Below are 13,817 nucleotides of genomic sequence, written 5' to 3' on the forward strand. Positions count from 1 at the left end.
CCTCACCGGCGGCGCCGGATCACCGAGCCGAGCCACACCAGCGGGTCGTACTTGCGGTCCGCGACCCGTTCCTTCAGCGGGATCAGGGCGTTGTCGGTGATCCGGATGTTCTCCGGGCACACGTCGGTGCAGCACTTGGTGATGTTGCAGTAGCCCAGGCCGTGGTCGTCCTGGGCGGTGGCCCTGCGGTCGAGCCCGGTGGCGGCGGCGGAGTCCAGCGGGTGCATGTCCAGTTCGGCGACGCGCATCAGGAACCGGGGCCCGGCGAACGCCGCCTTGTTCTCCTCGTGGTCGCGGACCACATGGCAGGTGTTCTGGCACAGGAAGCACTCGATGCACTTGCGGAACTCCTGCGAACGCCCCACGTCCTCCTGGCTCATCCGGTACTCCCCGGGGGCGAGCCCGGCGGGCGGGACGAAGGAGGGGATCTCGCGGGCCTTGGCGTAGTTGAACGACACGTCGGTGACCAGGTCGCGCACGACCGGGAAGGTACGCATCGGGGTGATGGTGACCGTCTCGTCCTCGGCGAAGACCGACATCCGGGTCATGCACATCAGCCGGGGGCGCCCGTTGATCTCCGCGCTGCACGAACCGCACTTGCCCGCCTTGCAGTTCCAGCGCACCGCCAGGTCGTGGGCCTGGGTGGCCTGGAGCCGGTGGACGACGTCGAGCACCACCTCGCCCTCGTTGACCTCCACCTGGTACTCCTGGAGCGACCCGCCGCCGGCGTCGCCGCGCCAGACGCGGAACCGGCCGGTGTAGGTGCCGGTGCCGGTCGCCGGGGCCCGGGAGCCGGACGCGGAGGGCCGGGAAGGCGCGGTGGTCATCAGGCGAGCTCCTCGTCGGTGAGGTACTTCAGCAGTTCGTCCTTCTCGAACAGGGCCAGCAGATCGGGGCGGATCGGCGGCATGTCGCGGCGGGTGAGCCGGATCTGGCCCACCAGCGGATCGGCCGCCGCCAACTCGCCCGTGGGATCGGCCAGTTGGCACACCAGGTTGGACCTGCGCCAGCGGCGGTCCATCTCCGGGTAGTCGTCCCGGGTGTGGCCGCCGCGGGACTCGGTGCGCTCCAGCGCGGCCCGGGCCACGCACTCGCTGACCAGCAGCATGTTGCGCAGGTCCAGCGCCAGGTGCCAGCCGGGGTTGAACTGGCGGTGCCCCTCCACCCCGACGCTGCGCGACCGGGTCCGCAGCGCCGCCAGCCGGTGCAGCGCCTCCCGCATCTCCGCGTCCCGGCGGATGATCCCCACCAGGTCGTTCATGGTCTGCTGCAACTCCTGGTGGAGCGCGTACGGGTTCTCCGGACGACCCCCCGCGTCACCGGCCTGCGCCTCGGCGCTGAACGGGCGCAGCGCCTCCGCCGCCGCCAGGTCGATCTGCTCGTCGGTGACCCGGGGGCGTTGCCCGGTGGTGAGCGCGGCGGCGTACCGGGCCGCGTGCAGCCCCGCGCGGCGGCCGAAGACCAGCAGGTCGGACAGGGAGTTGCCGCCGAGCCGGTTGGAGCCGTGCATCCCGCCGGCCACCTCGCCGGCCGCGAAGAGCCCGGGGACGGCGGTGGCCGCCGCGGTGTCCGGGTCCACGTCCACCCCGCCCATCACGTAGTGGCAGGTGGGGCCGACCTCCATCGGCTCGGCGGTGATGTCGACGTCGGCCAGCTCCTTGAACTGGTGGTACATCGACGGCAGCCGGCGTTTGATCTCCTCGGCCGGCATCCGGCTGGAGACGTCCAGGAAGACGCCGCCGTGCGGTGAGCCGCGGCCCGCCTTCACCTCGGCGTTGATGGCCCGGGCGACCTCGTCGCGGGGGAGCAGCTCGGGCGGGCGGCGGTGGCGCTCCGGGTCGGTGTACCAGCCGTCCGCCTCTTCCTCGCTCTGCGCGTACTTCTCCTTGAAGACGTCCGGGACGTACCCGAACATGAACCGCTTCCCCTCGGAGTTGCGCAGCACCCCGCCGTCACCGCGGACCGACTCGGTGACCAGGATTCCCTTGACCGACAGCGGCCAGACCATGCCGGTGGGGTGGAACTGCACGAACTCCATGTTGATCAGCGGCGCCCCGGCCAGCAGCGCCAGCGCGTGGCCGTCCCCGGTGTACTCCCAGGAGTTGGAGGTCACCTTGAACGACTTGCCGATGCCGCCGGTGGCCAGCACCACCGCGGGGGCCTCGATCAGGAAGAAGCGCCCGCTCTCCCGGACGTAACCGAAGACCCCGGCGACCTTCTCGCCGTCCTTGACGATCCGGGTGACCGTGCACTCCTGGAAGACCTTCAGCCGGGCCTCGTAGTCGCCGGTGGCGCGGTGGTCCTCCTGCTGGAGGGAGACCACCTTCTGCTGGAGGGTGCGGATCAGCTCCAGGCCGGTGCGGTCGCCGACGTGGGCCAGGCGCGGGTATTCGTGGCCGCCGAAGTTGCGCTGCGAGATGCGGCCGTCCGGCGTGCGGTCGAACAACGCGCCCCAGGTCTCCAGCTCCCAGACCCGGTCGGGGGCCTCCTGGGCGTGGAGTTCGGCCATCCGCCAGTGGTTGAGGAACTTGCCGCCGCGCATGGTGTCGCGGAAGTGGACCCGCCAGTCGTCGTGCGGGTTGGCGTTGCCCATGCTGGCCGCGATGCCGCCCTCGGCCATCACGGTGTGCGCCTTGCCGAAGAGCGACTTGCAGATCACGGCGGTGCGCAGGCCCTGTTCCCGGGCCTCGACGGCGGCCCGCAACCCGGCCCCGCCCGCGCCGACCACCACCACGTCGTAGGTGTGACGTTCGACTTGCGTCATGCTGAGGCCGCATCCCCTTCTAGAAGAACCTCGGGTCGGCGAAGGTGCCGCCGGCCACCAGATAGACGTAGAAATCGGCGACCGCCACGCTCACCAGCGACGCCCAGGCCAGCGCCATGTGGTGGGCGTTGAGGCGGCTGACCGCCGTCCACATCCGGTAGCGCACCGGATGCTTGGAGAAGGTGCGCAGCCGGCCGCCGACGATGTGCCGGCACGAGTGGCACGAGAGGGTGTACGCCCAGATCAGCGCGATGTTGGCGAGCAGCACCAGGGTGCCAAGGCCCATGTGCCCCCAGGCGCCGCCCGGGTCCCGGAAGGCGAGCACCGCGTCGTAGGTGAGCACCCCGGCCACCAGCACCGCGAAGTAGAAGAAGTAGCGGTGGAGGTTCTGCAGGATCAGCGGCAGCCGGGTCTCGCCGGTGTACTTGGCGTGCGGTTCGGCCACCGCGCAGGCGGGCGGCGAGGCCCAGAACCCGCGGTAGTACGCCTTGCGGTAGTAGTAGCAGGTCAGCCGGAAGCCCAGCGGGAAGATCAGCACGATCAGGGCCGGCGAGATGGACCACCACGGCCCGAACAGCGGCCAGTCGGCGCCGCCCTTCATGGGCACGCAGTCGTGGGCCAGGCACGGCGAGTAGAACGGCGAGACGTAGGGCGCCGCGTAGTAGTCGGCGCCGGCGAAGGCGCGCCAGGTGGAGTAGGCGACGAACGCCGTCAGCGCCGCGACCGTGGCGGCCGGGGCCAGCCACCACCGGTCGGTACGCAGATGGCGGCCCGGGACGGCGGCGCGCCCGGGGGCGTGGACACCGCCGCCCGGGCCGGGGGACGGTTGGGAGGACTCGATGGTGGCCAAGGGGACTCCGTGGGCGGTCGGGGGGCGGTCCGTTTCCCGGGGCAGGCCCCGGGCGGCACGCCGGCCGGGGCCGACGGAGGTCAGGGTGCGCGCCGGTCCCGGGCGCCCAGCCCCTCCTCCTCGGCGTCCACCCACAGCGAGCGGTCGTAGGGGGCGTCCGGCACGGTGATCATGGTGTCCACGGCCGGGTCGGCGGCGCGGCCGGCGGTGCCGGAGCGGCCGGCCGGGGCCGATTCGCCCAGCAGCGCCAGGTCCTCGCGCAGGTGGGCCGCGTCGGAGCGGACCCGCCGCATGTCGAGGCTGGGGCCGACGTGGGATTCGAGCGAGGCCAGGCAGCGGTCGAGTTCGTCGAGCCGCCGTCGGGTCGCCGTCAGTTCGTCCTGGAGAGACATGGCTTAGGCACCTCCGCGGGGGCGTGCGGGTGGCGACAGTCGCGCCCAGAGAGTGTTGCGCGTCACATGTGCGTTTGGGAAGAGAGTAGCCCGGATCCGGACGCATTGGCCGGTTCCGGGCGCGCTGCCTGCGGTGACGCGCGCCCCCGGGGCCCATGGGGCGCCCGGGACGGCGCGCGGTGGGGTACGGAGGCGGGCGCGGCGCGCCGCGTCGGCCGGGCGGGTGGCCCGGTGGCGGCAACCGGGTGGCGCGGCGCCCGGTGACCGACGTGTCGCCGCCGGGCACGCGAGGGGGTCACCTTCAGTAGATGCGATAAGCCGCAAATACCGCGATCAGTGCAGATCCCCGGCCGATGCGCAGCGCAGGCGGGGGCAGTTCCGGAGGCTGGTTCCCTTGCACCCCACCCCTGACCCGGCGCCGTACGCCGCGACCGGCCCCGGGCTGCCGCCGCCCCCGCGCACCCGACGGGCCGGTACGCCCGAGGACCGGGCGCCCCGTTCACGCGCCCCGTTCCGCCGCGCGCCCCGCGTCCGCCTCCAGCGCCGGCCGCGCGCCCTCGCCACGGCCGCCGCCGGGGCCTGCGCCCTGCTGCCCGCGCTGGCCGGCTGCAACCCGCCCACCGGCGCCCCCGACCGCACCCCGGCCGCCGTCGACATCGCCACCGTCCCGCGCTCCTCGGTACGCGACGGCGGCACGCTGCGCTGGGCGGTGGACGCGCTGCCGGCCACCCTCAACACCTTCCAGGCCGCCGCCGACGCCCAGACCACCCAGGTCGCCACCGCCGTACTGCCCACGCTGTTCACCGTCGACGGCCACGGCCGGCCGCAGCGCGACCCCGACTACCTGCTCTCCGCCGACGTCGTCCAGCGCACCCCGCAGCAGGTCGTGGTCTACAAGCTCAACCCCAAGGCGGTCTGGAGCGACGGCCGCCCCGTCGGCGCCGACGACTTCGCCGCCCAGTGGCGGGCGCTCAACGGCGACGACGCCTCCTACTGGAGCGCCCACAACGACGGCTACGACCGGATCGCCGCCGTCACCCGGGGCGCCGACGCCCACCAGGTGAAGGTCACCTTCCAGCGCCCCTACGCCGCCTGGCAGTCGCTGTTCACCCCGCTGTACCCCGCCTCGGTCACCGGCAGCCCCGAGGCGTTCAACACCCGCTCCCGCGACCGGCTGCCGGTCAGCGGCGGCCCGTTCCGCCTGGCCCGTACGGGGGGTGGGGAGCACGGCGTCACCCTGGTCCGCAACGAACGCTGGTGGGGCGCCCCGGCCAAGCTCGACCGGCTGGTGCTGGTCGCCGTCGACCGCGACCGGCGGGTCGCCGCGCTCTCCGCGGGCCGCGCCGACGTCGCCGAGGTCGACCCCGCCGCCCTGCCCGAGGTGGTCAAGGACCGCTCGCTCACCGTGCACCGGGCGCCCGAGGCCGGGTACACCCAGCTCACCCTCAACGGCGGCAGCGGGCCGCTCGCCGACGAACGGGTCCGCCGCGCCATCGCCCGGGCCATCGACCGGCAGGCCCTCGCCGACCTGGTGCTGCGCCCCGCCGGACTGCCCGCCCGGCCGCTCGGCAACCACTTCGTCATGGCCTCGCAGACCGGCTACCAGGACAACAGCGCGGCCATCGGCAAGCCCGACGTGAAGTCCGCCCAGGCGCTCCTCGGCGACGCCGGATGGCAGCCCGGCAAGGCCGCCGCCGCGGCCTCCGCGGCGGCCAAGGCGGCCCCCGGCCCCCGCCGCCCCTCCGGCCCGCCCGGCGGCGACGAGGACACCGCCGCCGGCTCCCGGCGCGACGCCGAACGGCTGGCCGGCCGGGACGCCGTCGTCGAGCCCGACGCGGTCCGCACCGACCGCGCCGGCCACCCGCTGGCCCTGCGGTTCGTGCTCCCCGCCGACGACCCGACGCTGCTGAGGGTGGGCGACCGGATCGCCCACATGCTGGCCGGGATCGGGGTACGCACCCGGATCGACCGCGTCGACGGCGAGGGGTTCTTCAAGGACCACGTCGCGGCCGGCGACTTCGACCTGGCGCTGTACTCCTGGCCGGGCAGCGCCTACCCGGTCAACGACGCGCGGCCGGTCTACGCCAAGCCGGTGCCCGGCGCCGACGGGTCGCTCACCGTCCAGCAGAACTACGCCCGGGTCGGCACCGACCAGATCGACCACCTGCTCGACCAGGCCGGCGCCGAGCTCGACCCTGTCAAGGCCCGCTCGCTGGCCCGCCGCGCCGACGCCCGGCTGTGGGCGGTGGCCGGCTCCCTCCCGCTCTACCAGCGGCCCCAGCTGGTGGTGGAGAACAAGGCGGTCGCCAACGCCGGCGCCTTCGGCTTCGCCACCCCGCGCTACCAGGACATCGGCTTCCGCAAGGGCGTCCCGCTGCACGCCGCGGGCGGCCCCTCCGGCGCCCCGTCCGGCACCCCGGAACCCGGCGCCGGCCCCGAACCCGAGGGCGCCGCCGACCAGGCCCCCGGCGACTTTGCCCGGCACGGCGGCCACCCCGCCTCCGGCCGCCCCCACGGCCATCCGCACGGCCACCGCCACCCGCTGCGCCACCAGGGCGAGTGACCAGGGCAACACCGCAGTTCACGGCCGGGGCCCGGCTCGGCGCCCCGGCCCCGTACCATGGAGGCAGGCCGTGGCGTGACTGAGCCCGGCAGGTGAGCGCGCGTCGCCCAGGAACGCGCCGCCGTCCATGAATCCGGGAGAAGCGCCGCAGTATGCCCACGCGCCACGACATCCGTAACGTAGCCATCGTCGCCCACGTCGACCACGGCAAGACGACCATCGTCGATGCCATGCTCAAGCAGGCCGGCGCCTTCGCCGCCCACCAGCTCGACACCGTCGACGACCGGGTCATGGACTCCAACGACCTGGAGCGCGAGAAGGGCATCACGATCCTCGCCAAGAACACGGCGGTGAAGTACCACCCCAAGGGCGGCGGCGAGCCGATCACCATCAACATCATCGACACCCCCGGCCACGCCGACTTCGGCGGTGAGGTCGAGCGCGGTCTGTCCATGGTCGACGGCGTCGTGCTGCTGGTGGACGCCTCCGAGGGCCCGCTGCCGCAGACCCGTTTCGTGCTGCGCAAGGCGCTCGCCAAGCGGATGCCGGTCATCCTGTGCATCAACAAGACCGACCGCCCCGACTCGCGCATCGACGAGGTCGTCAACGAGACCTACGACCTCTTCCTCGACCTCGACGCCGACGAGGACCAGATCGAGTTCCCCATCGTCTACGCCTGCGGCCGGGACGGCATCGCCTCGCTGACCAAGCCGGAGGACGGCACCGTCCCCGCCGACTCCACCAGCCTGGAGCCGTTCTTCTCCACCATCCTGGAGCACATCCCGGCCCCGGTGTACGAGGAGGACGCGCCGCTCCAGGCGCACGTCACCAACCTCGACGCCGACAACTTCCTCGGCCGCATCGCGCTGCTCCGCGTCGAGCAGGGCGAGCTGCGCAAGGGGCAGACCGTCGCCTGGATCAAGCGTGACGGCTCGGTCCAGAACGTCCGCATCAGCGAGCTGATGATGACCGAGGCGCTCACCCGCAAGCCCGCCGAGAAGGCCGGCCCGGGCGACATCTGCGCCGTCGCGGGCATCCCGGACATCATGATCGGCGAGACGCTGGCCGACCCGGAGAACCCGGTCGCCCTGCCGCTGATCACCGTGGACGAGCCGGCCATCTCGATGACCATCGGCACCAACACCTCGCCGCTGGTCGGCCGGGGCGCCAGCGGCAAGGGCGCCGACAACAAGGCCGCGGTCAAGGACCGCAAGGTCACCGCCCGCCAGGTCAAGGACCGCCTCGACCGCGAGCTGATCGGCAACGTCTCGCTGCGCGTGCTGGACACCGACCGCCCGGACGCCTGGGAGGTCCAGGGCCGCGGCGAGCTGGCGCTGGCCATCCTGGTGGAGACCATGCGCCGCGAGGGCTACGAGCTGACCGTCGGCAAGCCGCAGGTGGTCACCCGGGAGATCGACGGCAAGGTGCACGAGCCCGTCGAGCGCCTCACCATCGACGTCCCCGAGGAGCACATGGGCGCCGTCACCCAGCTGATGGGCGTCCGCAAGGGCCGCATGGACAACATGTCCAACCACGGCTCCGGCTGGGTGCGCATGGAGTTCGTCGTCCCCTCCCGCGGTCTGATCGGCTTCCGTACCGAGTTCCTGACCCAGACCCGCGGCACCGGCATCGCCCACTCCATCCACGAGGGCCACGAGCCCTGGTTCGGCCAGCTGACCACCCGCAACAACGGCTCCCTGGTCGCCGACCGGGCCGGCGTGGTCACCGCGTTCGCCATGACCAACCTCCAGGAACGCGGCGTGCTCTTCGTCGAGCCGGGCACCGAGGTGTACGAGGGCATGATCGTCGGGGAGAACTCCCGCTCCGACGACATGGACGTCAACATCACCAAGGAGAAGAAGCTCACCAACATGCGGTCGTCCACGGCCGATGTGACCGAGTCGATCGTGCCGCCGCGCAAGCTGTCGCTGGAGCAGTCCCTGGAGTTCTGCCGCGACGACGAGTGCGTCGAGGTCACCCCGGAGACGGTGCGCATCCGCAAGGTCGTCCTGGACCAGAAGGAGCGTGGGCGCGCCGCCGCCCGCGCCAAGCGGTGACGCTGCGCTCGGCCTGAGCCGTGTTCCGCCCCGACGGGGGCGCCCTTCATGAAGGGGCGCCCCGTCGGGCGTTTTTCGAGCCGGTGAGATCCGGCAGGCCGCCGTGGGCGAGCCGACGCAGGAACGGGGCGGCGTTCGCGCCGTGCGACCGCGTCAATCCCGCGCCCCCGCCATCCGGAACCACACCGACTTCCCGTCGCCGCCGTACGTCCGCACCCCCCAGGCATCCGCACACGCCGCCACCAACGGCAGCCCCCGCCCCGACTCCGCGAGCCCGTCCCCGTGGCGTTCGGCCACCCCTCGCAGGGGCCCGGTGTCGAAGACGTGCACCTCCAACTGGTGCGGCACCCAGTCCATCGCCACGTACACGTCCGCCGTGCTGTACCGGTACGCGTTGGTGACCACCTCCGACAGCAGCAACTCCGCGGTGTCCGTGAGGCGTTCGAGGCGCGCCGTCCCGAGCACGCACCGGATCGTCGCCCGTGCCACCCGCACCGCCCGCGGGTCGTGCGGGATGTACAGGCCGTACGACCAGGATTCGGGGAGGGGTTCGTGGTGATCGGGTGGCATGGCGGCCTCCGGCTGCGCTAGAGCGTTATGTGACTGGCGCCATACGTAACGGAGCGCGCTGCTCTGTATATGTACAACCTCTTTGGATGAACGAGGAGTTGTGGCACACTGCACGCTCACTGGGAGGGTGATGCATGGGGCTGAGGGTGAATCCCACGTACCGGCAACGCAGGTTCGGGGCCGAGGTTCGGCGACTGAGGGAACGTGCAGGTATGTCGGTCGCCGAGGCGGCAGCACTGATGGGGATGCGGCAGCCGCACCTGAGCAACGCCGAGGCGGCTCGAACCGGTCTTTCGCCGGATCGAGTCCGATTGCTGGCTACGACAGTAGGTGGCATAAGTACCACGTACATTGAGGCGTTGATCGAACTGGGTCAGAGCTCCGGCAAGGGCTGGTGGAGTACGTACCGTGGCCTGCTGGACGATCCCCACCTCGACTTGGCGGAGTTGGAGTCAGGCGCCACCGGGCTCGACAACTATGAGCCCATGTTCATCCCCGGACTGTTGCAGACTCGTGGCTATGCGGAAGCCATCTACCGGGACGGCTACGCCAACCTCTCCGAGGAAGACAAGGAGGCGGCTGTCCGGTTTCGGATCGATCGACAGGACGTGCTCAGGAGTGAGGCTCCGCCGGAATTCCACGCCATCGTCCACGAAGCTGCGCTTCACCTGGGGCTGCGGGACCGGACGGTCATGCGCGACCAGTTGATCCACCTGATCGAGGTGTCCAGGCTGCCCAACGTGACGATCCAGGTGCTTCCCTTCGAGGGGCGTGTTGGGTTCGGGTCCGGCTTCATGGTGATCAGGCCGATTGTCCCCGAGCTGGCGACGGCGGTGGTGTCCCATATCGAGCGGGATCTGTACCTGGAGGGGACGCAGGCGGTCGGCAAGTACCAGGGCTGGTTCGGTAAGTTGAGCGAACAAGCGCTGCCGCCGATCGACGCGAGCGTTCCGCCGGATGCCCGCCTCGGAAAGAACTCACTCGGGCTGGTGCAGCGGCTCCTGTACCCGTTGCTCTAGGAAGGTACCCATGTCGCAGCTCGTGTGGCAGAAGTCGAGCTTCAGCGAAGCAGGCGCGACGAACTGCCTCGAAGTCGCCTCCTCCACCCCCGACACCACCCACCTCCGCGAGAGCGACGACCCCCACACCGTCCTCACGACCACCCCTGCGGGGCTGGGGGCGTTGATACGGGCGATCAAGGCGGGGGCCTACGACGACGGCATCGGCACATGACCGCCGTGCTGGATGCCGGGCGCTCCGCGAGCACGCAGCGGTGGACATAGACTCCGGAGCGCGAGGAATGTCAGTGGAGCCGAGGGGTGAGGACGCATGAGCAGCCAGCCGGTGACCAAGGGTGATGGCCCGCTGATTCCCATGCCTGAGCTGGATGCGGAATCCCTGCGTGCCGCCGTGGAAATGATCGTTCCGATGCGCCGGCCGGAGTTCGACCGGCACATGGCACGCGCCATGCACCAGGCAAGGGATACCGAGAGCTTGGATCCGCTACGCCTGTTTTCGCTGCACTGGGGCATGATCATCGCTATCGAACGATGGCCGGAACGGGCTGCCAGACTCAGGGAGTGCGAGCGCATCGCCGCTGAAGCCACCGACGAAGAACGGATGCGCGAAGCGCTCGCGGAGATCAGGGGAATTCTGGATGCAGCCGAGCGCGAGGCTAGGCGTCGGTGAGTGATAGCTGGACCTGGGAGTACGACCCGGGACGCGAGAATGTGGTGGGTGGCCTCCCACCCCATGTGGTGGCTGCCGTTGAGCACGCGGCCAGTCAGTTGACGGAACTCGGGCGGGACGCCCATGAGGTGGGCACCGGAGGGCGTTTGCGTGTGGTGCCGGTCGACGCCGGAGCCATGGTGTGGTTCCTCCCGGTGGAGACGCAGCGCCTGATCGTCATCGTTCGCGTGGTGTGGGCGGGCTGACGCCCCCCTACCTCCGCCCCCGGCGTTTGAACGCCACGTCCGCCGGGGCGGCCGGCCCCGGTTCCGGCGGCCGGGGACGGCCCTGGAGGCGGGCGGCTCGCTCGCGGATCGCCGGGAGGGCGGCGTAGAGCGCTTCGCCGGGGCACAGGGTGCAGAAGGCGTCGCGGTGGCCGGAGACGGCCGGGAAGACGTGCCGGGTCCCGGCCCGGAAGCGGCTGGCGTCGTTGGTGGAGGTCAGTTCGGCGGTGCCGCGCGGATCGACCCCGTACCGGCCCAGCTTCCACGCGGCGATGGCGGCGATGGCGTCCACCACCGGCCACGGCACCGGCTCCCCCGTCCGGTAGGTGCCGATGGCGGCGATGCCGACCGTCTCGTGGTTGAAGCCCAGGGTGTGGGCGCCGACCACCGGGCGGTCGACGCCGCCGTGCCGGCCCTCGTAGATGGTGCCGTTCCGGTCGACCAGGAAGTTGTAGCCGATGTCGTCCCAGTCGCGGCCGTCGTGGTGGTCGCCGTAGATGCCGCGGATGATGGCGGGGACGTCGGTGTGGCGGTAGCCGTTGCCGCCGTCGGTGTGGTGGATGAAGACCGCGCGGACCCCGCGGGTGTACTGCGCGGGCGGCGGAGGCGGCCGGCCGTCGGTCTGCCACTGGGCCCGCGGCACTATCGGCGGGGGCGGGGCGTACCACCCGACGGCCGGCGCGGCGGCGGCCACGGTACGGGCCGACACCCCGGCGGCGGTCGGCGGGAGCGGCGCCGGGCGCACCGGAGGCGGGGCGGGACGGCGCCCGGGGCCGGTCGCGGCGAGGGCACCGCAGGCCGTCACCGCGGCGGCCTGGCTTATGCGCCGGAGCAGCCGGCGGCGGTCCATCTCCATGGCGCCGACGCTAGGAGCACCGCGCCCGGCGCGCATGCCACGGCCGCCACCCGGACCGCCATCCGGGGCAATTGCCCCCGCACAGGACGTTACGTCGGGGATACGACAGCAACGCGGTGTTATCAAAGGGTTTGCGTCATGATCCGGGACGGCTCCGAGGAGGCACCCGATGCGGCAACCCAGGCGGCGGGGCGTCGGGCCGGCGGTGTGCGTCCTCGGGGCGGTCGCGCTGGCCACCGGCTGCGGGGGCGGCGGTGACGACGGCGGCGGCCCGGGCGGCATCGTCCGCGCCTCCTGGGGGGACCCCCAGCACCCGCTGGAGCCGGCCAACACCAACGAGGTGCAGGGCGGCAAGGTCCTCGACATGCTCTTCCGGGGCCTGAAGAAGTACGACCCGAAGACCGGCGCCGCGCGCGACTGGGTCGCCGACTCCGTCACCAGCGCCGACCAGCAGACCTTCACCGTCAAGCTCAAACGCGGCTGGACGTTCTCCAACGGCGAGCCGGTCACCGCGCACTCCTTCACCGACGCCTGGAACTACGCCGCGCTGGTCACCAACAAGCAGCTCAACGCCCCGTTCTTCGCCTACATCGACGGCTACGACAAGGTGCACCCGGCCTCCGGCGTCCCCACCGCCCGGACCATGTCGGGGCTGACCGTCAAGGACGACACCACGTTCACCGTCCGGCTCAGCCAGAAGTTCTCCACCTGGCCGGACATCCTGGGGTACGCGGCGTTCTACCCGCTGCCCACCCTGTTCTTCCGCGACCACGACGCCTGGCTGCGCAAACCCGTCGGCGACGGGCCCTACACCGTCAACTCCTACACCCGCGGCTCGGTGATGAAGCTGCGCCGCTGGGACGGGTACCCCGGGCCCGACAAGGCCCGCAACGGCGGGGTCGACCTGCGGGTCTACACCGACAACAACACCGCCTACACCGACCTCCAGGCCGGCAACGTCGACCTGGTCGACGACATCCCGGTCACCCAGCTGAAGAACGTCAAGCGCGACCTGGGCTCCCGTTACCTCAACCAGCCGGCCGGCGTCATCCAGACCATCGCCTTCCCGATGTACGACCCGAGGTGGGGCGGCGCCACCATGGACAAGGTCCGCCGCGGCATCTCCATGGCGATCGACCGCGCCTCCATCGCCGAGCACATCTTCCACGGCACCCGCACCCCGGCCACCGACTGGACCTCCCCGGTCCTGGGCGCCAAGGGCGGCTACACCAAGGGCCTCTGCGGCGACGCGTGCACCTACGACCCGGCCCGGGCGAGGCAACTGGTGCGCGAGGGCGGCGGGTTGCCCGGCGGGCAGGTACGCATCAGCTACAACGCCGACACCGGATCCCACAAGGAATGGGTGGACGCGATCTGCAACAGCGTCAACAACGCGCTCGGCAACGACCACGCCTGCGTGGGCAGCCCGGTCGGCACCTTCGCCGACTTCCGCAACCGGATCAGCGGCAAGTCGATGACCCAGCCGTTCCGGGCCGGCTGGCAGATGGACTACCCGCTCATCCAGGACTTCCTCCAGCCGCTGTACTACACCGGCGGCTCCTCCAACGACACCCACTTCTCCAACGCCGACTTCGACAAGGACGTCGACCGGGCCAACGCCGAGTCCGACCCGGCGGCGGCCGTCGCCCGCTTCCAGGACGCCGAACGCATCCTCGCCCGGCAGATGCCCGCGATCCCGCTGTGGTACCAGAACGGCAACGCCGGCTACACCTCCCGGCTGTCCAACGTGGCCCTCAACCAGTTCAGCGTGCCCGTCTACGACCAGCTCACCCTCGGCTGACCCCCGCCACCG

The 13,817-nt window shown here is 71.7% G+C and carries 13 protein-coding genes; 7 read left to right on the top strand and 6 right to left on the bottom strand.

The features are described from left to right. Window positions 1-2: 2 nt before the first annotated feature. From SCATT_RS18680 to SCATT_RS18695, 4 genes are all read right to left on the bottom strand, one after another. Window positions 3-827: a succinate dehydrogenase/fumarate reductase iron-sulfur subunit gene (locus tag SCATT_RS18680; protein WP_014144671.1), complete on the bottom strand. Its 825-nt coding sequence runs from the start codon at window positions 825-827 to the stop codon at window positions 3-5. Next, window positions 827-2,764 carry a fumarate reductase/succinate dehydrogenase flavoprotein subunit gene (locus SCATT_RS18685; protein ID WP_014144672.1) on the bottom strand — a complete coding sequence of 646 codons (1,938 nt, stop codon included), beginning with the start codon at window positions 2,762-2,764 and terminating at the stop codon, window positions 827-829. Before SCATT_RS18685 ends, SCATT_RS18680 begins: the two co-directional genes overlap by 1 nt. A gap of 19 nt (window positions 2,765-2,783) precedes the next feature. Next, window positions 2,784-3,614 carry a hypothetical protein gene (locus SCATT_RS18690; RefSeq protein WP_014144673.1) on the bottom strand — a complete coding sequence of 277 codons (831 nt, stop codon included), beginning with the start codon at window positions 3,612-3,614 and terminating at the stop codon, window positions 2,784-2,786. 80 nt (window positions 3,615-3,694) lie between these two features. Beyond that, window positions 3,695-4,006 carry a hypothetical protein gene (locus SCATT_RS18695; protein ID WP_014144674.1) on the bottom strand — a complete coding sequence of 104 codons (312 nt, stop codon included), beginning with the start codon at window positions 4,004-4,006 and terminating at the stop codon, window positions 3,695-3,697. Between the two features lie 394 nt (window positions 4,007-4,400). On the opposite strand from SCATT_RS18695, the gene SCATT_RS18700 reads away from it, so the two are divergent. Continuing rightward, window positions 4,401-6,569, top strand: coding sequence for an ABC transporter family substrate-binding protein (locus SCATT_RS18700; protein WP_014144675.1), 2,169 nt, complete (start codon window positions 4,401-4,403; stop codon window positions 6,567-6,569). Between the two features lie 152 nt (window positions 6,570-6,721). Beyond that, window positions 6,722-8,626 (top strand): translational GTPase TypA, encoded by a 1,905-nt coding sequence (typA, locus tag SCATT_RS18705; RefSeq protein WP_014144676.1) that lies wholly within the window; start codon window positions 6,722-6,724, stop codon window positions 8,624-8,626. A gap of 153 nt (window positions 8,627-8,779) precedes the next feature. On the opposite strand, the gene SCATT_RS18710 is transcribed toward typA, so the two are convergent. Further along, complete coding sequence (locus SCATT_RS18710; protein ID WP_014144677.1) at window positions 8,780-9,196, bottom strand: ATP-binding protein; 417 nt, start codon at window positions 9,194-9,196, stop codon at window positions 8,780-8,782. Between the two features lie 134 nt (window positions 9,197-9,330). Between SCATT_RS18710 and SCATT_RS18715 the strand changes: the two genes are divergently transcribed. The 4 genes from SCATT_RS18715 (at window position 9,331) to SCATT_RS18730 (ending at window position 11,130) form a co-directional block, all read left to right on the top strand. After that, window positions 9,331-10,215 (top strand): helix-turn-helix domain-containing protein, encoded by an 885-nt coding sequence (locus SCATT_RS18715; RefSeq protein WP_078590787.1) that lies wholly within the window; start codon window positions 9,331-9,333, stop codon window positions 10,213-10,215. A 10-nt stretch (window positions 10,216-10,225) separates the two neighbouring features. Further along, window positions 10,226-10,429 carry a DUF397 domain-containing protein gene (locus tag SCATT_RS18720; RefSeq protein ID WP_014144680.1) on the top strand — a complete coding sequence of 68 codons (204 nt, stop codon included), beginning with the start codon at window positions 10,226-10,228 and terminating at the stop codon, window positions 10,427-10,429. Between the two features lie 96 nt (window positions 10,430-10,525). Continuing rightward, window positions 10,526-10,885 (top strand): DUF6247 family protein, encoded by a 360-nt coding sequence (locus SCATT_RS18725; RefSeq protein WP_014144681.1) that lies wholly within the window; start codon window positions 10,526-10,528, stop codon window positions 10,883-10,885. Then, window positions 10,882-11,130: a hypothetical protein gene (locus tag SCATT_RS18730; RefSeq protein ID WP_106433141.1), complete on the top strand. Its 249-nt coding sequence runs from the start codon at window positions 10,882-10,884 to the stop codon at window positions 11,128-11,130. The genes SCATT_RS18725 and SCATT_RS18730 overlap by 4 nt, the downstream gene beginning before the upstream one ends. A gap of 7 nt (window positions 11,131-11,137) precedes the next feature. On the opposite strand, the gene SCATT_RS18735 is transcribed toward SCATT_RS18730, so the two are convergent. Further along, a complete protein-coding gene (locus SCATT_RS18735; RefSeq protein ID WP_014144683.1) occupies window positions 11,138-12,004 on the bottom strand; it encodes a peptidoglycan recognition protein family protein in 867 nt (288 codons plus the stop codon). Between the two features lie 169 nt (window positions 12,005-12,173). Here SCATT_RS18735 and SCATT_RS18740 point away from each other — a divergent pair, with 169 nt between their 5' ends. Then, the gene (locus tag SCATT_RS18740) at window positions 12,174-13,805 is read left to right on the top strand and encodes a peptide ABC transporter substrate-binding protein (RefSeq protein WP_014144684.1); all 1,632 of its coding nucleotides are present in this window, start codon (window positions 12,174-12,176) and stop codon (window positions 13,803-13,805) included. Window positions 13,806-13,817 lie beyond the last annotated feature (12 nt).

The organism is Streptantibioticus cattleyicolor NRRL 8057 = DSM 46488 (genome assembly GCF_000240165.1).
Classification (GTDB): domain Bacteria; phylum Actinomycetota; class Actinomycetes; order Streptomycetales; family Streptomycetaceae; genus Streptantibioticus; species Streptantibioticus cattleyicolor.